Origin of the sequence: Enterobacter sp. Res13-Sevr-PEC09-46, assembly GCF_015672585.1 — a bacterium.
GTDB lineage: Bacteria > Pseudomonadota > Gammaproteobacteria > Enterobacterales > Enterobacteriaceae > Enterobacter > Enterobacter hormaechei_C.
Genome location: NZ_JADABR010000017.1, coordinates 240,937 through 260,607, shown reverse-complemented (window position 1 = coordinate 260,607; position 19,671 = coordinate 240,937). Strand labels below are relative to the sequence as shown.

The following is a 19,671-nucleotide window of genomic DNA, read 5'->3' as shown; positions in this document are numbered from 1 at the left end:
GCACGAATCAGTATTAATCCCTTAGGAGAAGGGAACGCAGCCCGGCGGCCTTGTTTTCGATCTCCTGCCACTCCTGCTCCGGATCGGAGCCGCTGACGATGCCCGCCCCCGCATAAAGACGCAGCGCAGCGTCGTGAACGCGGGCGGAGCGTAATGCCACACAGAATTCGCTTTGATCGCGCGATAAATAGCCCGCCGACCCGGCGTACCACTCCCGGTCAAACGGCTCCACTTTCGCAATAAATTCTCGCGCCGCCTGTCGCGGCAGCCCGGCCACCGCCGCCGTCGGTTGCAGAATATGCAGGCACTGCTCGTCGTCAGGCTGTTTAAGTTCGGTCCAGATACAGCGGCGTAAATGCTGCACCTTGCGCAGACGCAGCACCTGCGCAGGCAGGATCTCCAGCGTCCGGGTATGGTGCTGAAGACGCTGGCAGATATCTTCCACCACCAGCATATTTTCCCGCTGATTTTTGTCGTCATTCATCAGCCAGTCGCCCAGACGCTGGGCCTGCTTATCGTCAGAATGGCTGGCGACGGTGCCTGCCAGCGCTTCAGTGCGCAGCAGCGTGCCGCGTCGCCGCCACAGGCGTTCAGGCGTCGAGCCGAGGAACGCGTTGCTGGCGTCAAAGACCATACAAAAATGATAGCAGTTGAGGTTTAGCGCGCGGCTGGCAGCCATCAGCGCGATGGCGTTCACGGGCTGCTGGCAATGCACGTCTGTAGCACGTGCGAGGACCACTTTCTCAAAATCGCCGCGAGCAAGGGTATCCGTCGCCTGACGAATCAACGCCAGCCATTCCGGTTTTTCCGGATGATGGGTTTCCTGCACAATCTGCACGGACAACGGGCGGATCGGCGCGGCGTCGCGCAGGTTATCGACAAAATTCAGCGCCTCACGGGCATCTTCCCGCAGCGACGTTTCGCTCCACAGTTGCAGACGCAGCGTGGCGACCCCGCCAGACCGTCGCCAGAGAAGGCGCGGTAAAAACAGCTTGCCCTGCGCCGGGTTGAAGGCGTTCAGGCCGCAGATACGGGTGTCATTGGCTACGTCGTGGGTGTGCAAAAACCGCGAGGCCGAGGCCAGAGAATCAAAATGGGCGAGGCTTCCGAGCGCGGCAAGTTCTTCATCGCCGCTGCGCTGTTGCCAGTAAAACTGAGGATAGCATCGCTGCACACCGAGCCAGGCCAGCGGATCGAAGGCGTCGTTTAACGGGAAAGAGACATCGAAATGGCGTAAACCGGGTGTAGCTGGCAATGCTTGCGCAAGCTGAGTACGCAGGCTTTGCAGCGCGAGGAAAATCGAGTGCACGCGAACCTCTCCCTGTTAAAGCCTTATATTATACGGGGTACTGACGATAAATAGCAGTACCCACGTGTAGGGAGTGGTTTACCGGCTTAACGACGGGCTAACAGCAGACCCAGCACCAGCCCTACGGCCGCACCGACCCCAATGCCCTGCCACGGTTTTTCATGCACATAATCGTCAGCACGATAAACCGCCTGCTTGGCGCGGTAGTAGTAATTGTCGGATGCGTTACTGACGCGGTTTTTCACGTCATGCAGCGCCTGCTCGGCGCGGGCTTTGAGCTCAATGTACTTCTGATCGGCAGGATCGCCTGAAGAGCGCAGCACTTCTTCCAGCGTTTCGCTTAGCAGCGTCAGGTCGTCGTCGACTCGGGTATCCCAGGATTGAAATGACATATTTTTCTCCATGTTAGTACACCAGTCCGGTAACTATAGACAACGTATTGCTATTGCGCCTGTTTCGCTTCGCGTGCCATGCCGATGTGTGGGATGCCGTCTTCGTCGTAAATGTCCGTGACCGGGGTAAAAACAAAATGGCCATAGAATGATTGCAAATGCGCCTGCGCGCCCAGGTATAACGCCTTGTCCGGCCACTGTTTCTGGCATGCGTCCAGCGTTTTTTCCATCAGCTGATAGCCCAGCTTTTCACCGCGCGCGCGGCCGCTGATAATGACGCGGCCAATGACGACAGGGTCAAAATCCTCTTCGCTTTTCAGAATCCTCGCATACGCCACCAGTTCGTTATCGCGCCAGCCGAGGATGTGCCGGTTCTCGCCGATCAGGTCATCGCCGTCGATATCCTGATACGGGCAGGTTTGTTCAACCACAAAAACTTCGCAGCGCAGCTTGAGCAGGGCGTAGAGTGAATGAACGGTCAGTTCGCTGTGGTGTAGATCTTGCCACTGGATCATGTGTTTCTCCTTCCTGGGGTTCATCACGTTATACTAAACCCCTTCCCATTCGGCAAAGGGCTGATTGCGTTATGGAACTGATTTTTCTGGGTACGTCCGCCGGGGTGCCAACCCGCTCACGAAACGTGACGGCGATTCTGCTGGATCTTAAGCATCCTACCCGCGGTGGGCTGTGGCTGTTTGACTGCGGCGAGGGTACGCAACATCAGCTGCTGCATACCTCATACCACCCGGGGAAAGTGGATAAAATATTTATCACCCATCTGCACGGCGACCATCTGTTTGGCCTGCCGGGCCTGCTGTGCAGCCGTTCGATGGCCGGTAACGCTAACCCGCTGACCATTTATGGCCCCGCGGGTATTCAGGAATTCGTTGAAACCACGCTGCGCCTGAGCGGCTCGTGGACCGATTATCCGCTGGAGGTGTTAGAGATCGGCGAGGGTCTGGTGTTCGATGACGGAGATTACCTGGTGCGCGCTTACCCGCTTAACCATCCGGTGGAATGCTACGGCTATCGCGTTGAGGAGCATGACAAGCCCGGGGCGCTGAACGCCGCCGCGTTGCAGGCCGATGGAGTGAAACCTGGCCCGCTGTTCCAGCGTCTGAAGCACGGCGAGACCGTCACGCTGGAAGACGGGCGCGTCATCAACGGTCAGGATTACCTCGCCCCACCGCAGCCGGGCAAAAAACTGGCTATTTTTGGGGATACCGCCCCCTGCCCTTCGGCGCTCAGGCTTGCCAGAGGTGTAGATGTGATGGTGCATGAGGCGACGCTGGAAGCGGCGATGGAAGAAAAAGCCAACAGCCGGGGGCACAGCTCTACGCGTCAGGCGGCGCAGCTGGCACGTGAGGCTGGCGTCCGGAAACTGATTGTTACTCACGTCAGCTCACGCTATGACGTCCGCGGCGCTGAAAGCCTGCTGGCAGAGTGCCGGGAAGTATTTCCGGCATGCGAGCTGGCGGAAGATTTTGCTCAGGTCAGCGTTTAGTCCTTCATTTTTCCCTCAGCGTGCCGATAACGATTAAAAGGCCAGCATTTCTCTTGAGGGTAGAATGGATAATTTCCAGAAAGATATTGATGACAGGGCGAACCTGACCCTGTCCAACCGTTTTGAACTGTTGCTGTTCCGTCTTGGCACCTCTCTGAACGAAAATAAATCCGAGCTGTTCGGCATCAACGTATTCAAATTGCGCGAAATTGTGCCGATGCCGACCTTCACCAAACCGGCGGGAATGAAGTCTCCGCTGATGGGGATGGTGAACATTCGTGACCAGGTGATCCCGGTGATCGATCTGGCCGCCGTCGCCGGCTGCAAACCAGCCACCGGGCTGAACATCCTGCTGATCACCGAATATGCCCGCAGCGTGCAGGCGTTTGCCGTAGAATCGGTGGAAAACATCATGCGTCTGGACTGGAAGCAGGTGCACGCCGCGGAAACCGCCGTCAGCGGTCGCTACATCACCAGCATTGCCTGTCTGGACGAGAAGACCGATACCAACGATCTGGCGATGGTGCTGGACGTGGAGCAGATCCTGTACGACATCACCCCGGCGAACCACGATCTGCACGCCACCCATCTGGAAACCACCAAATTCAACATCAAGCCTGGCTCTGTCGCGATTGTTGCAGAAGATTCAAAAGTAGCGCGCTCAATGCTGGAGAAGGGATTGCAGGCGATGGAGATCCCGGCCCAGCTGCATATCACCGGCAAAGACGCATGGGAGAAAATCACTCAGCTGGCCGCGCAGGCACAGGCCGAGGGCGTTCCCGTTACCGATAAGATTGCCCTGGTATTAACCGACCTCGAAATGCCGGAGATGGACGGATTTACGCTGACGCGAAAAATCAAATCCGACCCGGTACTGAAAGATATTCCGGTGGTGATCCACTCGTCTCTTTCCGGCAACGCGAACGAAGATCATATTCGCAAAGTGAAGGCGGACGGCTATGTGGCGAAGTTTGAGCTGAACGAGCTGTCGTCGGTAATTGAAGAGGTGCTGGACCGCTCGATGAAGAAGATTGAAGGGCCGTTGATTAGCCGCAAGCAGCTGGCTTAGTCGGGTGGCGCTACGCTTACCCGACCTACAAAACCCGTAGGCCCTGCAAGCGTAGCGCCGCTGGGCATGTTTTACTCTGTGCGGGCTGGTGCCCTCACCCCGGCCCTCTCCCACGGGGAGAGGGAGAAAACAATAAAAAACCCGCCGAGGCGGGTTTTTTGTTTTTACATCAGCGGCATCGCGCGCTGCACGATATCAATCAGCGGCTGCGGATAGATACCGAAGATCAGCACCAGCAGCGCGGAGATCAGCACCACGATACCGCCGGCGCTATACTGCCAGTTGGACGGCGCATCGCGGTTGAGCTGCTGAGGCGCGCTCAGGTACAGGCTCACGGCAACGCGCAGGTAGTAGTAGAGACCAATCGCGGAGCCGATAACGACACCCGCCGTCAGCCACCACAGACCCGCCTGCACACCGACGGCCAGCACGTAGAACTTACCGATAAAGCCCAGCGTCATCGGGATACCCGCCAGAGAGAGCATCATCACGGTCATTACCGCAGACAGAATCGGACGGTGCCAGAACAGACCACGGTAGGAGAACAGGGAATCCGCATCCGGGCCACGGTACGGGCTGGACATCAGGCTCACCACGCCGAACGCGCCGAGGCTGCTAAACAGGTAACCGGCCAGATAGACGCCCACAGTTTCCATCGACATCTCACCGCTTTGCAGCGCAATCAGCGCCACCAGCAGGTAACCCAGATGGGAGATAGAGGAGTAGCCCAGCAGACGCTTGATGTTGGTCTGGCTCAGCGCCATCAGGTTACCGAAGATGATGGACACGAACGCGATAATGCCCAGCACCACGCGGACCGCTTCGCTGTCGCCCACCGGGGCGTACAGGAACAGACGCATGACCACACCGAAGATAGCGATTTTGCTCGCCGTCGCCAGGAAGGTCGAGACCGGTGCAGGGGCACCCTGGTATACGTCTGGCGTCCACAGGTGGAACGGAACCAGTGAGAGTTTAAAGCCAAGGCCAACAATCATCATGCCCAGACCCGCCAGCAGCAGCGGCTCATGCATCATGCCGTCGCCAAGGCTCTTACCGAGCGCCATGAAGGAGAGATTACCCGTCTGTGCGTACAGCAGCGCGATACCAAACAGCAGGAACGACGACGCGGCAGCAGACAGGATCGTGTACTTGATTGCCGCTTCCAGAGAGCGCTTCTGGCGGAAAGCGTAACCAATCAGGCCGAACAGCGGGAGTGAGATCAGCTCAATACCGAGGAACAGCGCGGCCAGGTGGTTCGCGTTCGCCAGCAGAATACCGCCCAGTGCGGCAATCAGTACCAGCAGGTAAAACTCTTCTTTGTTGTCGTTGTACCCTTCGAGCCACGGGTACGCAAAGGTACAGGTTGCCAGGCTCGCCAGCAGCACCAGACCGGTGTAGAGCATGGCGTAACCGTCAACGCGCATCAGCGGCGTGACGTCCATCGCTCCCGCCTGGCCAACAAACCAGAGGGAAACTAACGCAGCGTTCAGACCCAGAACGGACAGGGTCGCATTCAGGAAGTGATTGCGTCGCCACGCAATGGAGAGCATCACAACCACCACCGTCAATCCGACGATCAGCAGCGGTAGCAGCGCGATCAGTTGTTGTGGAGTTATTGTCATGGCGAATTACGGCCTTGTAGTAGAAGCAGAATTAACAAACCACTGCTGGATGTTACCCATCGCGGAGTGCGAGGTATCCAGAATCGGCTGCGGATAGAAGCCCAACAGCACCAGCAGTACGACCAGCAGCAGGATGATGAACAGCTCACGCAGCGACATCCCCGGCAGTTCTTGTGCAGCAATTTCACTCTTCGCTTTACCGAAGTAAGCGCGGTGCAGCATCGCCAGCGAGTACACGGAGGCAAACACCAGACCAAAGGTGGAGATGACGGTGATCGTCGGTACCACGTTGAAGCTGCCGAACAGGATCATAAACTCGCCGACGAAGTTACCGGTACCCGGCATACCCAGAGTCGCCACCGCGAAGAACATGGAGAGCGCCGGCAGCCATTTCATTTTGCCCCACAGGCCGCCCATCATACGCATGTCGCGGGTATGCAGACGTTCGTACAGCTGACCACACAGGATGAAGAGACCGGCAGCGGACAGGCCGTGCGCAATCATCTGGATCACCGCCCCCTGGTACGCCAGCTGGCTGCCGGTGTAGATGGCAATCAGCACGAAGCCCATGTGGGAAACGGAGGTGTAAGCAATCAGACGTTTGATGTCGTACTGCGTGAAGGCCATCCATGCACCGTAGAAGATACCGATCACGCCCAGCCACATGGCAATCGGCGCGAACTCTGCGGAGGCGTTCGGGAACAGCGGCAGGGAGAAACGCAGCAGACCGTAGGCCGCCGTTTTCAGCAAGATACCCGCCAGGTCAACGGAACCCGCCGTTGGCGCCTGAGAGTGCGCGTCCGGCAGCCAGCCGTGCAGCGGTACGACCGGCATTTTCACCGCGAAGGCGATGAAGAAGCCGAGCATCAGCAGGTATTCCACACCGTGAGACATCGGGGTCTTCAGCAGGTCTTCGTAGTTGAAGGTCCACACGCCGGTCGCATTGTAATGCACAAATACCAGCGCCAGGATGGCAATCAACATCACCAGACCACTCGCCTGGGTGTAGATGAAGAACTTGGTGGCCGCCGTGATACGCGTTTTACCGTCGGATGCCTTGTGGCCCCACAGCGCGATCAGGAAGTACATCGGCACCAGCATCATCTCCCAGAAGAAGAAGAACAGGAACATGTCGATGGCCAGGAACACGCCGATCACGCCGCCCAGGATCCACATCAGGTTCAGGTGGAAGAAGCCCTGGTATTTTTCGATTTCTCGCCAGGAGCAGAGTACCGCCAGAACGCCGAGCAGACCGGTCAGCACCACCATCAGCAGCGACAGACCGTCAATCGCGAGGTGGATCGTAATACCGAAACGTGGGATCCACGGCAGAATGAACTCAGACTGCCACTGCGGAAGGCCCGCGGACTGGGTCAGTGAGTAGCCACCCTGCAACCAGAGTTGCAGACCAAGCGCGAGCGTCAATCCCATGGTGATCAGCGCGATCCAGCGCGGCATCTTCACGCCAAAGCGTTCAGTCTGCCAGCACAGGAAGCCGCCGATGAAGGGAATTAATATTAGCCAGGGTAGTAACATGGCGATTTTTATTCCTTGTTAAAGTCCCTCAGGGACCGATTTTCAACGAATTCGACAAAATTCACGTTTGAGTGCGGGGCCTTTTGCCCGGTGGCGCTTCGCTTACCGGGCCTACGGTCCGTAGGTCGGGTAAGCGCTAGCGCCACCCGACAATCCCCGCTAACTCAAAATCAACGCAACACCATCAGCAGCGCCAGTACGACAACCGCACCGATGCTCATGGACGCCACATACCAGCGCAGATAACCGTTCTCGCTGAACAGCAGGCCTTTACCTGCAAAGCGGGAGAGGATCGCCGGGATATTCATCAGGCTGTTCAGTGGATCGCGCTTCAGCAGCCACGCAATGCCCAGGAACGGCTTCACGAAGATCATGTCGTACAGCCAGTCGAAGCCCCATGCGTTGTACCACCAGGTGCCCAGCAGACGGCCCGGCGCGCTGTTGGCAACGGCAGTCACCAGCGTGCGTTTGCCCAGCCACAGCCATGCGGCAATCAGGATGCCCGCGATAGCCACTACGCCGGAGGTGATTTCAAGCGTCAGAACGCGACCGTGCTCAAGCTCGGTTGTCGCCGGCAGTACGCCCTGCAACGGTGGCACAATCATCGCGCCAACGAAGGTGGACAGGACCAGCAGCACAATCAGCGGCAGGTGGTGGGTAATCCCCTTCCCTGCGTGAGCGTGAATTTGTTCTTTACCGTGGAAGACGATGAAAATCATACGGAAGGTGTACAGGGAGGTCATAAACGCACCGACCAGACCCGCAACCATCAGATTGATATGACCATTCGCCATGGCGCCCGCCAGGATTTCGTCCTTACTGAAGAAGCCCGCGGTGATCAGCGGCAGTGCCGCCAGCGCCGCGCCGCCTACCAGGAAGCAGACATAAACCAGCGGGATGGACTTACGCAGTCCGCCCATTTTGAAGATGTTCTGCTCGTGGTGGCAGGCCAGGATCACCGAACCGGATGAGAGGAACAGCAGCGCTTTAAAGAACGCGTGCGTCATCAGGTGGAAAATGGCCGCGTCCCACGCCTGAACGCCCAGCGCCAGGAACATGTAGCCAATCTGGCTCATGGTGGAGTACGCGAGCACGCGTTTGATGTCGGTCTGCACCAGCGCGGCAAAGCCAGCCAGCACCAGCGTAACCGCACCGACAATACCCACTAGATGCAGAATTTCCGGGGTCATCAGGAACAGGCCATGGGTACGCGCAATCAGGTAGACACCGGCGGTGACCATGGTCGCGGCGTGGATCAACGCGGAGACAGGGGTTGGACCCGCCATCGCGTCGGCCAGCCATGTCTGCAACGGCAGCTGCGCGGATTTACCCACAGCGCCACCCAGCAGCATCAGCGTTGCCCACCACAGCATGTTGTTGCCTGCTTCGAAGTGCGCCGGCGCCAGTTCCACCATTTCGCGGAAGTTCAGCGTGCCCAGTTCGTTGTAGAGAATGAACAGCGCGAAAGCGAGGAACACGTCACCCACACGGGTCACGACGAACGCTTTCATGGCCGCTGCGCCATTCTTCGGATCGGTGTAGTAGAAACCGATCAGCAGGTAAGAACACAGACCCACGCCTTCCCAGCCCAGATACATCAGCAGCAGGTTATCGGCCAGCACCAGAACCACCATGCTGGCGATAAACAGGTTGGTGTAGGCGAAGAAGCGGGAGTATCCCTCTTCACCGCGCATGTACCAGGAGGCGAACATGTGGATCAGGAAGCCGACGCCGGTGACCACGGAGAGCATGGTCAGAGACAGACCATCCAGCACCAGGTTGAAACCGATGTTGAAGTTACCGACCGACATCCAGTTCCACAGCGGTACGCTGTAGGCCTGACGTCCATTGTTAAAGAAGTCGATACCCGCATACGCTGTGACCAGCGCAGCCAGGCCGATAGAGCCAATGCCCACGGTGGCAGACAGATTCTCAGACCAGCGGCCGCGAGAAAACGCCAGCAGCACGAAGCCAATCAGCGGAAAAATAATGGTTAAGGCAAGCATGTTCATCCACGCAACTCACTTACTGAATCGATGTTCAGGTTCTGGCGGCGACGATGGAGCTGTAGCAACAGCGCCAGGCCAATACTCGCTTCAGCAGCCGCGAGGCTGATGGCGAGAATGTACATCACCTGACCATCGGTCTGGCCCCAGTAGCTACCGGCGACCACAAAGGCCAGCGCGGAAGCGTTGATCATGATTTCCAGACCGATCAGCATAAACAGCAGATTGCGGCGGATAACCAGACCGGTTAAGCCCAGAACGAATAAAATCGCAGCGAGGATCAGTCCATGTGTTAAGGGGATCATGCGCGTTCCTCCGTTTTTCTTTTCGCGCGGTCGTCAGTGCGGTTGCTCAGCACCTCGCCGACACGCTCTTCGCGGCCAACGTGGAAGGCCACAACCAGACCCGCCAGCAGCAGCATTGAGGCCAGCTCAACCGCCAGAACGTACGGACCAAACAGGGTGATCCCCACGGCTTTCGCGCTGATTGGCGTCCCGTCGATACCCTGGTCGTTGACGCCCAGAATGGCGTAAACAATCACCGCCAGCATGATGGCCGACAAAATTGCCGGACCAATCCACACCTGCGGTTTTAACCACTGACGTTCCTGCTCAATTTCAGAGCCGCCCAGGTTCAGCATCATCACCACGAACACAAACAGCACCATGATGGCCCCGGCGTAGACGATGATTTCCAGCGCACCAGCGAAGTGCGCGCCCAGCGCAAAGAACACCCCGGAAATAGCCAGCAGCGAAATGATTAAATACAGCAGCGCATGCACCGGATTGGTGTGCGTGATCACTCGCAGCGTAGCCAGGATGGCGATAAGGCCACAGATATAAAAAGCGAATTCCATTGCCCTCTCCTTACGGTAACAGGCTCTTGACGTCGATAGGCTTAGCTTCGTTCTCTGCTTCGCCTTTATCTTTGCCGTCGATTGCCATACCCGCCATCCGGTAGAAGTTATATTCCGGGTATTTGCCCGGACCGGAAATCAGCAGATCCTCTTTCTCGTACACCAGATCCTGACGCTTGTACTCACCCAGCTCGAAGTCTGGAGTCAGCTGAATCGCCGTGGTTGGGCACGCTTCTTCACACAGACCGCAGAAAATGCAGCGTGAGAAGTTGATGCGGAAGAACTCAGGGTACCAGCGGCCGTCTACCGTCTCTGCTTTTTGCAGAGAGATACAGCCCACCGGACACGCTACCGCACACAGGTTACAGGCAACGCAACGCTCGGAACCGTCCGGGTCGCGCGTCAGCACGATACGTCCACGGTAGCGCGGCGGCAGATATACCGGCTCTTCCGGGTACATCCGGGTTTCGCGTTTGGCAAACGCATGCAGGCCGATCATCCAGATACTGCGTACCTGGGTGCCGAAACCTACCAATAATTCTTTTAAGGTCATGATCTCAAAGCCCCTTATGGCTGCTGCCAGAGAATGACAGCCGCCGTTACCAACAAGTTGACGAGCGTCAGCGGCAGGCACACTTTCCAGCCGAAGGACATTACCTGGTCATAACGCGGACGCGGTAACGCTGCGCGAATCAAAATGAACATCATCATGAAGAACGCGGTTTTCAGCGCGAACCAGATGAACGGCGGTAAGAACGGGCCATGCCAGCCACCAAAGAACAGCGTTACCATCAACGCGGAAATGGTGACGATACCGATGTACTCGCCCACGAAGAACAGACCGAACTTCATACCGGAATATTCAATGTGGTAACCGTCGGCCAGTTCCTGTTCGGCTTCTGGCTGGTCAAACGGGTGACGGTGACACACCGCCACGCCCGCGATGGCAAAGGTAATAAACCCAAAGAACTGCGGGATAACGTTCCAGATGTCGGCCTGGTTGTTGACGATGTCGGTCATGTTAAATGAACCGGCCTGCGCCACCACGCCCATCAGGGAGAGACCCAGGAACACTTCGTAGCTCAGCGTCTGCGCGGAAGCACGCATCGCACCCAGCAGCGAGTATTTGTTGTTACTGGACCAGCCTGCGAACAGCACCGCGTAAACCGCGAGGCCTGCCATCATCAGGAAGAACAGAATGCCGATGTTCAGGTCAGCCACCACCCAGGTCGGGCTGACCGGAACGATAGCAAACGCCAGCAGCAGCGAGGTGAAGGCAATCATCGGCGCCAGCGTAAAGATCACGCGGTCCGAGAAGCGCGGAACCCAGTCCTCTTTAAAGAACATCTTGATCATGTCCGCGACCAGCTGGAGTGAACCACCCCAGCCCACGCGGTTCGGTCCGTAACGGTTCTGGAACAGACCGAGCAAACGACGTTCACCAAAGCTCATGAACGCGCCGCAGGTGACGACCACCAGCAGAATCACAACCGCTTTCAGAATGCTCAGCAGGATGTCGATAAGATCCGGCGTTAACCAACTCATGCTTTTGCCTCCTGAAGGTTATCAAGATGCGCACCCGCCAGGACCGGCGCGATGCCAGGCATACCCATCGGCAGACCCACCTGCCCTGCTGACAGGCGTTCAGAAATAATCAGCGGCAGGCTGATTGTCTGGCCGTCGTAGCTAAAGGCAATGTTCGCACCCGCGTTAACGCCAAGCTTCGCGGCATCCGCCGGGTTGAGCTTGATGTACGGCTGCGGCATACGCTGCTGGAATACCGGAGAACGCTGGGACATTTCGTCGCTACCGAACAGATGGTAGTACGGTGCAATACGCCAGTGACCTTCCTGCGCCTGGAAGCTCGCCGGAACGGTGGTGAAGAAGTCCAGACCGGTTTCGGAGGCTTCAATCAGACGCACGCCCGGATCGCCGTGGCGCAGGTGACCGCCCACTTCAGCCTGGAACTTGTTCCATGCCTGCGGGGAGTTCCAGCCCGGTGCCCATGCAAACGGGATTTGCGAACGCGGCGCAGACGGCTGGTTGTTCCCTTCCATCGAGAAGGCAAACATGGTGTCTTTGTCCTGCGGCTGACGCGGTTCGTGCACGCTGATGTTGGCGCGCATCGCGGTACGACCGCTGTAGCGGTGCGGCTCACGCGCCAGTTTCTGGCCGCGAATGCGGAAGCTTGCGTCAGGCGCGGCGTCTTTAATACCCGCCAGCTGAGGCAGTTTCTCAACAACCGCGTCGATAACGTGGTCGAGCTGCGTCCAGTCCACTTCACGGCTCTGCACGGTGCTGTGCAGAGAGTGCAGCCAGCGCCAGCTTTCCAGCATCACAGTGTTGCTGTCGTAGTAGGCCGGGTCATAAACCTGGAAGAAACGCTGGGCGCGGCCTTCGTTGTTGATCACCGTCCCGTCGCTTTCTGCGAAGCTTGCCGCAGAGAGAACCAGGTGCGCTTTATCCATGATCGCGGTGCGCTGATGGTCGATAACCATCACCAGCGGCGCTCTGGAGAGCGCGGCGTCAACGCGAGCGGCAGAAGCATGGCGATGCAGGTCGTTTTCCAGCACCACAACGGCGTCAGCGGCACCGGATTCCAGTTCGCTTAACGCGTCTTCCAGCGAGCCGCCGCCAATCATACCCAGACCGATGCTGTTCACCGCACGGGCAATCATGGTCACACCGACGTCAGCGCCACGGCCCTTCAGGGCTTTGGCAACGTTCGCTGCGGCCTGAATGATTTCAGCGCTACCGGCGTTGGTACCGGAAATAATCAGAGGTTTCTTCGCCCCCGCCAGTGCCTGAACAATCACGTCGACCTTGTTTTGCAGGTCGCGATCCAGTTCAACGGCCGGCGAGTTGCTGTCCAGCGCGTGGGCAATGGCAAAGCCGAGGCGCGCCTGATCTTCAACCGGCGCGCAGTAGGTCCACGCGGCGATATCGTCCAGACGAGTGTTGTCGACGTTAGTCACAAACAGAGGATGCTTCGCGCGCTGACCGATGTTGAGAATGGCCGCAATCTGCCAGTCAGCCACTTTCTGCGCCGCTGCCATTTCACGTGCTTTGCCTTTCACCGCCTGACGAACCGCCAGAGCCGCGCGTGCGCCAGTCTGCGTCAGGTCTTCACCGAGCACCAGAACCGCATCATAGGATTCGATTTCGCGCAGCGCAGGCGTATGAATGCCGCCTTCACGCAGCACTTTCAGCACCAGCTGGAGACGTTCCTGCTCGCCCTGGGCGATACCGGTGTAGAAGTTTTCCGCCCCAACCAGCTCGCGCAGCGCGAAGTTGCTTTCGATGCTGGCGCGCGGGGAACCGATGCCGATCACTTTCTTCGACTGACGCAGAATATCCGCCGCGCCCTGCATCGCCTGCTCGGCGTTGAGGGTAATGACGTCATCGCCACGGCGCTGTACCGGCTGACGCGGACGGTCTTTCAGGTTCACATAGCCATAGCCGAAACGACCGCGGTCGCAGAGGAAGTAGTGGTTAACGGTACCGTTGTAACGGTTTTCGATACGACGCAGTTCGCCGTAACGTTCACCCGGGCTGGTGTTACAGCCAAGGGAGCACTGCTGGCATATGCTTGGCGCAAACTGCATGTCCCATTTACGGTTGTAACGTTCAGAGTGGGTTTTATCCGTGAATACGCCGGTCGGACAGATTTCTACCAGGTTACCGGAGAATTCGCTTTCCAGCGTACCGTCTTCCGGACGACCGAAGTAGACGTTGTCATGCGCGCCATATACGCCCAGATCCTGTCCGTCTGCATAATCTTTGTAATAACGCACGCAGCGGTAGCAGGCGATGCAGCGGTTCATTTCGTGAGAGATGAACGGCCCCAGATCCTGGTTACGGTGGGTACGCTTGGTAAAGCGATAGCGACGGAAGCTGTGACCGGTCATGACGGTCATATCCTGAAGGTGGCAGTTACCGCCCTCCTCACACACCGGACAGTCGTGCGGGTGGTTGGTCATCAACCACTCCACCACGCTTTCACGGAACTGTTTGGCTTCTTCGTCATCAATCGAAATAAAGGTGCCTTCGGCGGCTGGCGTCATACAGGACATCACCAGGCGACCACGCGTGTCTTCCGCGTTTTGATATTGCTTCACCGCACACTGGCGGCAAGCACCGACGCTGCCCAGCGCCGGATGCCAGCAAAAGTACGGAATATCGAGGCCAAGAGACAGACAAGCTTCCAGCAGGTTGTCCGCCCCGTTGACTTCGTATTCTTTGCCGTCTACATGAATCGTAGCCATTAGCATGCTTCCAGTTGGCTCGGCCGAAACCGAGCGTTAATCAAAATTCTGTTTTTACCAGCGCGCTTTCAGCAGGTTCGGCTGAATACCATTGATCGAATGGGTATTGCTGAACGGCTGCTTGATGCCTGCTTCGAATTCGTCGCGGAAATATTTAATCGCGCTTTGCAGCGGCTCGACGGCGCCCGGTGCGTGGGCACAGAAGGTTTTACCCGGCCCTAAGAATCGACACAGTTGCTCAAGTGTCTCGATATCGCCAGGCTGGCCTTCGCCACGTTCGATAGCACGCAGGATCTTCACGCTCCACGGCAGACCATCACGGCACGGTGTACACCAGCCGCAGGACTCGCGGGCGAAGAACTCTTCCAGGTTACGCACCAGGGATACCATGCCGATCTCATGGTCGACGGCCATCGCCAGCGCGGTACCCAGACGGCTGCCTGCTTTACCAATGCTTTCGAACTCCATTGGCAGGTCAAGGTGGGCTTCGGTCAGGAAGTCCGTCCCTGCCCCACCCGGCTGCCAGGCTTTGAATTTCAGGCCATCGCGCATGCCGCCGGCGTAGTCTTCAAGAATTTCGCGTGCGGTGGTGCCGAACGGCAGCTCCCAGACGCCAGGGTTCTTCACGCGACCGGAGAAGCCCATCAGCTTGGTACCGGCATCTTTGCTTGAGGAGATGCCCTGATACCACTCCACGCCGTTCGCGAGGATCGCCGGGACGTTGCACAGGGTTTCGACGTTGTTGACGCAGGTCGGTTTACCCCACACGCCGGAGCTTGCCGGGAACGGTGGCTTGGAGCGCGGGTTCGCGCGGCGGCCTTCCAGGGAGTTAATCAGCGCGGTTTCTTCACCGCAGATATAACGTCCGGCACCGGTGTGCACGAACAGCTCGAAGTCAAACCCGGTGCCCAGGATGTTTTTACCCAGCAGACCGGCTTCAGTGGCTTCGGCAATCGCGCGACGCAGGTTTTCAGCCGCTTCGATGTATTCACCGCGCAGGAAGATATAGCCACGGTACGCTTTCAGCGCGAACGCGGAGATCAGCATGCCTTCAACCAGCAGGTGCGGCAGCTGTTCCATCAGCAGGCGGTCTTTATAGGTACCCGGCTCCATTTCATCGGCGTTACACAGCAGGTAACGGATGTTCATGGATTCATCTTTCGGCATCAGGCTCCACTTCAGACCGGTGGAGAAGCCCGCGCCGCCGCGGCCTTTCAGGCCAGACTCTTTCACCGCGTTAACGATGTCGTCCGGCGCCATGCCGCCAAGGGCTTTACGCGCGCCGGCATAGCCGTTTTTGCTCTGATATTCGTCGAGCCAGACCGGCTGTTTGTCATCACGCAGACGCCAGGTCAGCGGATGCGTCTCAGCAGTACGAATTACAGTTTTCATTTGTACTGCTCCAGCAGGTCAGGAATCGCTTCCGGCGTCAGATGGCTGTGAGTGTCCTCATCAATCATCATGGTCGGCCCCTTGTCGCAGTTACCCAGGCAGCAGGTTGGCAGCAGAGTAAAGCGTCCGTCGAAGGTGGTCTGGCCCGGCTTGATATTGAGTTTCTTCTCAATCGCAGCCTGAATGCCCTGATAACCGGTGATGTGGCAGACCACGCTGTCACAGTAGCGGATCACATGGCGGCCTACCGGCTGACGGAAGATCTGGCTGTAGAACGTGGCTACGCCTTCTACGTCACTTGCCGGAATGCCCAGCACTTTTGCGATCTCGTAGATCGCCCCATCCGGCACCCAACCACGCTGTTTCTGTACGATTTTCAGCGCTTCAATGGACGCCGCACGCGGGTCTTCGTAGTGGTGCATCTCGTGCTCAATGGCGGCACGCTCTGCTTCACTCAGCTCAAAAGCCTCGGTTTGTGGTTGTTGATTCTCGTGCATAATTAGCGGTCCACATCTGACATAACAAAATCGATACTACCCAGATACACAATCAGGTCGGAGACCAGACTGCCGCGAATGGCGGCCGGGATCTGCTGCAAGTGCGCGAAGCTTGGCGTACGCACGCGGGTGCGGTAGCTCATGGTGCTGCCGTCGCTGGTGAGGTAGTAGCTGTTGATACCCTTGGTCGCTTCAATCATCTGGAAGGATTCCTGTGCCGGCATGACCGGGCCCCAGGAAACTTGCAGGAAGTGGGTGATCAGGGTTTCGATATGTTGCAGCGTGCGCTCTTTCGGTGGCGGCGTCGTCAGCGGGTGATCCGCCTTGAACGGGCCTTCCGGCATGTTGTTGAGGCACTGCTCAAGGATGCGCAGGCTCTGGCGCAGCTCTTCCACTTTCAGCATCACGCGGGTATAGCAGTCGGATACGCCGCCGCCAACCGGGACTTCAAAGTCGAAGTTCTCGTAACCAGAGTAAGGACGGGCTTTACGCACGTCGAAATCAATACCCGTCGCACGCAGACCTGCACCTGTGGTTCCCCACTCCAGCGCTTCTTTCGCGCCGTAGGCAGCAACGCCCTGAGAACGGCCTTTCAGGATGGAGTTACGCAGCGCGGCTTTCTCGTAAGACGCCAGACGTTTCGGCATCCAGTCGAGGAATTCACGCAGCAGGCGGTCCCAGCCGCGCGGCAGATCGTGCGCCACACCGCCGATGCGGAACCAGGCCGGGTGCATACGGAAACCGGTAATCGCTTCCACCAGATCGTAGATTTTCTGACGATCGGTAAAGGCGAAGAAGACCGGCGTCATCGCGCCGACGTCCTGAATGAACGTGGAGATGTACAGCAGGTGGCTGTTAATACGGAACAGTTCAGACAGCATCACGCGAATCACGTTAACGCGATCCGGGACGGTGATGCCTGCCAGCTTCTCAACGGCCAGCACGTATGGCATTTCGTTCACGCAGCCGCCGAGGTATTCGATACGGTCGGTGTACGGAATGTAGCTGTGCCAGGACTGACGCTCGCCCATCTTCTCGGCACCACGGTGGTGATAGCCGATGTCAGGCACGCAGTCGACAATCTCTTCGCCGTCAAGCTGAAGAATAATACGGAATGCACCGTGCGCAGACGGGTGGTTTGGACCGAGGTTGAGGAACATGAAGTCCTCGTTTTCGGTGCCGCGCTTCATGCCCCAGTCTTCCGGCTTGAAGGTCAGCGCTTCCATCTCCAGATCCTGCTTGGCTTTGGTCAGCTCAAACGGGTCGAATTCGGTGGCGCGTGCCGGGTAGTCTTTACGCAGCGGGTGGCCGGTCCAGGTCTGCGGCATCATGATGCGCGTCAGATGCGGGTGACCGTCGAAGGTCATGCCGAACATTTCCCAGGTTTCACGCTCGTACCAGTTGGCGTTCGGGAAAAGTTTGGTGATCGTCGGCAGATGCATGTCGTTTTCAGACAATGCCACCTTGAGCATGATATCCGTGTTGCGGTCTATTGAGATCAGGTGGTAGAAAACGGAAAAATCCGCAGCAGGGAGACCCTGGCGGTGCGTTCTCAGACGTTCGTCCATGCCGTGTAAGTCAAACAGCATGACGTAAGGTTTTGGCAATTTCTTGAGGAAATCGACAACTTCCAGTAATTGCTCACGCTTCACCCAAACAACGGGTACCCCGGTGCGGGTGGCCTGAACAGTAAAGGCATCCGGCCCAAAACGGTTGCGCAGTTCGCCAATGACGGGGTCATCGAGATGATCCCGGGTCTGCCAGGCGGCTTCTTGCGCGGTTAAGTCGGTCATATTGTTCACCATTGCAAATGGTCCGTGGTGACTGTTAAGCCTGGCTTCGCGCTATTTGAGTAGTGATATGCGAAGGTGTTCTCCAGGCCCACAGGCGCAAATTAAATTTCGTCAGGCGTACGCAGGTTGGTGACGGCAATACGTTCACCACGTTTACGCTCGCGCTCAGACTGCATGTTCGCGCGATAGACACCCTGATCGCCAACAACCCATGAAAGCGGGCGGCGTTCTTTACCAATTGACTCCTGGAGCAGCATCAGCGCCTGCATATAGGCCTCTGGACGCGGCGGGCAGCCCGGGATGTACACATCCACCGGAATGAACTTATCAACGCCCTGCACAACGGAATAAATGTCGTACATACCGCCGGAGTTTGCACATGCGCCCATGGAGATAACCCATTTTGGCTCCAGCATCTGGTCATAAAGACGCTGAATAACCGGTGCCATCTTGGTAAAGCAGGTCCCGGCCACCACCATCAGGTCAGCCTGACGTGGAGAAGCACGCAGTACCTCGGCCCCAAAACGCGCAACGTCATGCACCGCAGTGAATGACGTCACCATTTCAACGTAGCAGCAAGAAAGGCCAAAGTTGTATGGCCAGATGGAGTTCTTACGACCCCAGTTGACCATGTCGTGCATGGCATGTTCGAGCTTGCCCATGTACACGCTTTTGTTGACTTCTTGCTCCAGGGGGTCGGTTACGATCTCCTGTTTTTGCAGGGGGTAACGGTCATTCTCACCGTTAGGATCTATGCGGGTGAGCGTATAATCCATCTTATTGCCTCGCTGTTACTGCTGACGATTAGAGATACTGTTTTCCGGGTTGATGTGTTCACGGCGTGAACGCACAGGTGTCCAGTCCAGCGCGCCAATACGCACCAGATAAACCAGACCGGCCAGTAACACTAAAATGAAAATTGCGGCCTCGACAAAGCCCACCCAACCACTTTCGCGAATGGAGGTAGACCACGCGAAGAGGTAAAGCGCTTCCACGTCAAAAATGACGAAGAACATGGCTACCAGGTAGAACTTGGCAGACAGGCGTAAGCGAGCGGTACCTACTGAATCAATACCTGATTCGAAAGGTGTGTTTTTGTGCCTTGCGCGGGCGCGACCGCCCAGGAACCAGCCGCCGACTAACATCAGGCAGCACAGGCCAATGGCTACAATAAGAAAGATTGCGAATGCCCAGTGATGAGCGATGACTTCTGTGGATGTTGACATACTCATTGCTTACTCATCAAAAGTGATACCGACGACACTGCTCTTGCTGGCAGATGGGCATCACATCGATTCATGGGGAGGAACAAAATAACCTTACACTAACTGTCAGAAATGAGACATAGACAGCAAAATGATGGGGTTTTTTACTCCTTTCTATAACCTTTTGTCAACTTTAACAAAGGTTTCTTCACATTAAATTACAAC

At 57.3% G+C, this 19,671-nt stretch carries 18 protein-coding genes; 2 read left to right on the top strand and 16 right to left on the bottom strand.

Going from position 1 to position 19,671, the window contains the following annotated elements; translation table 11 throughout:
* Positions 1–13: 13 nt before the first annotated feature.
* From menF to IMQ56_RS10580, 3 genes are all read right to left on the bottom strand, one after another.
* The gene (gene menF, locus IMQ56_RS10590; RefSeq protein ID WP_017693007.1) at positions 14–1,309 is read right to left on the bottom strand and encodes an isochorismate synthase MenF; all 1,296 of its coding nucleotides are present in this window, start codon (positions 1,307–1,309) and stop codon (positions 14–16) included.
* Between the two features lie 86 nt (positions 1,310–1,395).
* Entirely contained in the window at positions 1,396–1,701 is a 306-nt protein-coding gene (elaB, locus tag IMQ56_RS10585) for a stress response protein ElaB (protein WP_017693006.1), read from the bottom strand.
* A gap of 50 nt (positions 1,702–1,751) precedes the next feature.
* Positions 1,752–2,216, bottom strand: a complete 465-nt coding sequence (locus tag IMQ56_RS10580; protein WP_064489642.1) for a GNAT family N-acetyltransferase — start codon at positions 2,214–2,216, stop codon at positions 1,752–1,754.
* Between the two features lie 71 nt (positions 2,217–2,287).
* On the opposite strand from IMQ56_RS10580, the gene rbn reads away from it, so the two are divergent.
* Both rbn and IMQ56_RS10570 read left to right on the top strand, forming a co-directional pair.
* Complete coding sequence (rbn, locus tag IMQ56_RS10575) at positions 2,288–3,205, top strand: ribonuclease BN (protein ID WP_015572275.1); 918 nt, start codon at positions 2,288–2,290, stop codon at positions 3,203–3,205.
* 64 nt (positions 3,206–3,269) lie between these two features.
* Positions 3,270–4,274: a chemotaxis protein gene (locus IMQ56_RS10570; RefSeq protein ID WP_015572274.1), complete on the top strand. Its 1,005-nt coding sequence runs from the start codon at positions 3,270–3,272 to the stop codon at positions 4,272–4,274.
* Positions 4,275–4,438: 164 nt separating this feature from the next.
* On the opposite strand, the gene nuoN is transcribed toward IMQ56_RS10570, so the two are convergent.
* The 13 genes from nuoN to nuoA form a co-directional block, all read right to left on the bottom strand.
* Positions 4,439–5,896: an NADH-quinone oxidoreductase subunit NuoN gene (gene nuoN / locus IMQ56_RS10565; protein WP_015572273.1), complete on the bottom strand. Its 1,458-nt coding sequence runs from the start codon at positions 5,894–5,896 to the stop codon at positions 4,439–4,441.
* 6 nt (positions 5,897–5,902) lie between these two features.
* Positions 5,903–7,432 (bottom strand): NADH-quinone oxidoreductase subunit M, encoded by a 1,530-nt coding sequence (gene nuoM / locus IMQ56_RS10560; protein WP_003861498.1) that lies wholly within the window; start codon positions 7,430–7,432, stop codon positions 5,903–5,905.
* 170 nt (positions 7,433–7,602) lie between these two features.
* Complete coding sequence (nuoL, locus tag IMQ56_RS10555; RefSeq protein ID WP_003861497.1) at positions 7,603–9,444, bottom strand: NADH-quinone oxidoreductase subunit L; 1,842 nt, start codon at positions 9,442–9,444, stop codon at positions 7,603–7,605.
* A complete protein-coding gene (nuoK, locus tag IMQ56_RS10550) occupies positions 9,441–9,743 on the bottom strand; it encodes an NADH-quinone oxidoreductase subunit NuoK (RefSeq protein WP_003861496.1) in 303 nt (100 codons plus the stop codon). The genes nuoL and nuoK overlap by 4 nt, the downstream gene beginning before the upstream one ends.
* Positions 9,740–10,294, bottom strand: coding sequence for an NADH-quinone oxidoreductase subunit J (gene nuoJ, locus IMQ56_RS10545; protein WP_003861493.1), 555 nt, complete (start codon positions 10,292–10,294; stop codon positions 9,740–9,742). Before nuoJ ends, nuoK begins: the two co-directional genes overlap by 4 nt.
* A 10-nt stretch (positions 10,295–10,304) precedes the next feature.
* Positions 10,305–10,847, bottom strand: coding sequence for an NADH-quinone oxidoreductase subunit NuoI (gene nuoI, locus IMQ56_RS10540; protein ID WP_003861491.1), 543 nt, complete (start codon positions 10,845–10,847; stop codon positions 10,305–10,307).
* 14 nt (positions 10,848–10,861) lie between these two features.
* Positions 10,862–11,839, bottom strand: coding sequence for an NADH-quinone oxidoreductase subunit NuoH (nuoH, locus tag IMQ56_RS10535; protein ID WP_003861490.1), 978 nt, complete (start codon positions 11,837–11,839; stop codon positions 10,862–10,864).
* Positions 11,836–14,559, bottom strand: a complete 2,724-nt coding sequence (nuoG, locus tag IMQ56_RS10530; RefSeq protein ID WP_003861488.1) for an NADH-quinone oxidoreductase subunit NuoG — start codon at positions 14,557–14,559, stop codon at positions 11,836–11,838. Before nuoG ends, nuoH begins: the two co-directional genes overlap by 4 nt.
* Before the next feature lie 54 nt (positions 14,560–14,613).
* Entirely contained in the window at positions 14,614–15,951 is a 1,338-nt protein-coding gene (gene nuoF, locus IMQ56_RS10525; protein WP_003861487.1) for an NADH-quinone oxidoreductase subunit NuoF, read from the bottom strand.
* The gene (gene nuoE / locus IMQ56_RS10520) at positions 15,948–16,448 is read right to left on the bottom strand and encodes an NADH-quinone oxidoreductase subunit NuoE (RefSeq protein ID WP_006176513.1); all 501 of its coding nucleotides are present in this window, start codon (positions 16,446–16,448) and stop codon (positions 15,948–15,950) included. Before nuoE ends, nuoF begins: the two co-directional genes overlap by 4 nt.
* 2 nt (positions 16,449–16,450) lie before the next feature.
* Positions 16,451–18,253 (bottom strand): NADH-quinone oxidoreductase subunit C/D, encoded by a 1,803-nt coding sequence (gene nuoC / locus IMQ56_RS10515; RefSeq protein ID WP_003861484.1) that lies wholly within the window; start codon positions 18,251–18,253, stop codon positions 16,451–16,453.
* 89 nt (positions 18,254–18,342) lie between these two features.
* Positions 18,343–19,017 (bottom strand): NADH-quinone oxidoreductase subunit NuoB, encoded by a 675-nt coding sequence (gene nuoB / locus IMQ56_RS10510; protein WP_003861482.1) that lies wholly within the window; start codon positions 19,015–19,017, stop codon positions 18,343–18,345.
* A gap of 15 nt (positions 19,018–19,032) precedes the next feature.
* Positions 19,033–19,473, bottom strand: coding sequence for an NADH-quinone oxidoreductase subunit NuoA (nuoA, locus tag IMQ56_RS10505; protein WP_003861475.1), 441 nt, complete (start codon positions 19,471–19,473; stop codon positions 19,033–19,035).
* Positions 19,474–19,671: the final 198 nt, after the last annotated feature.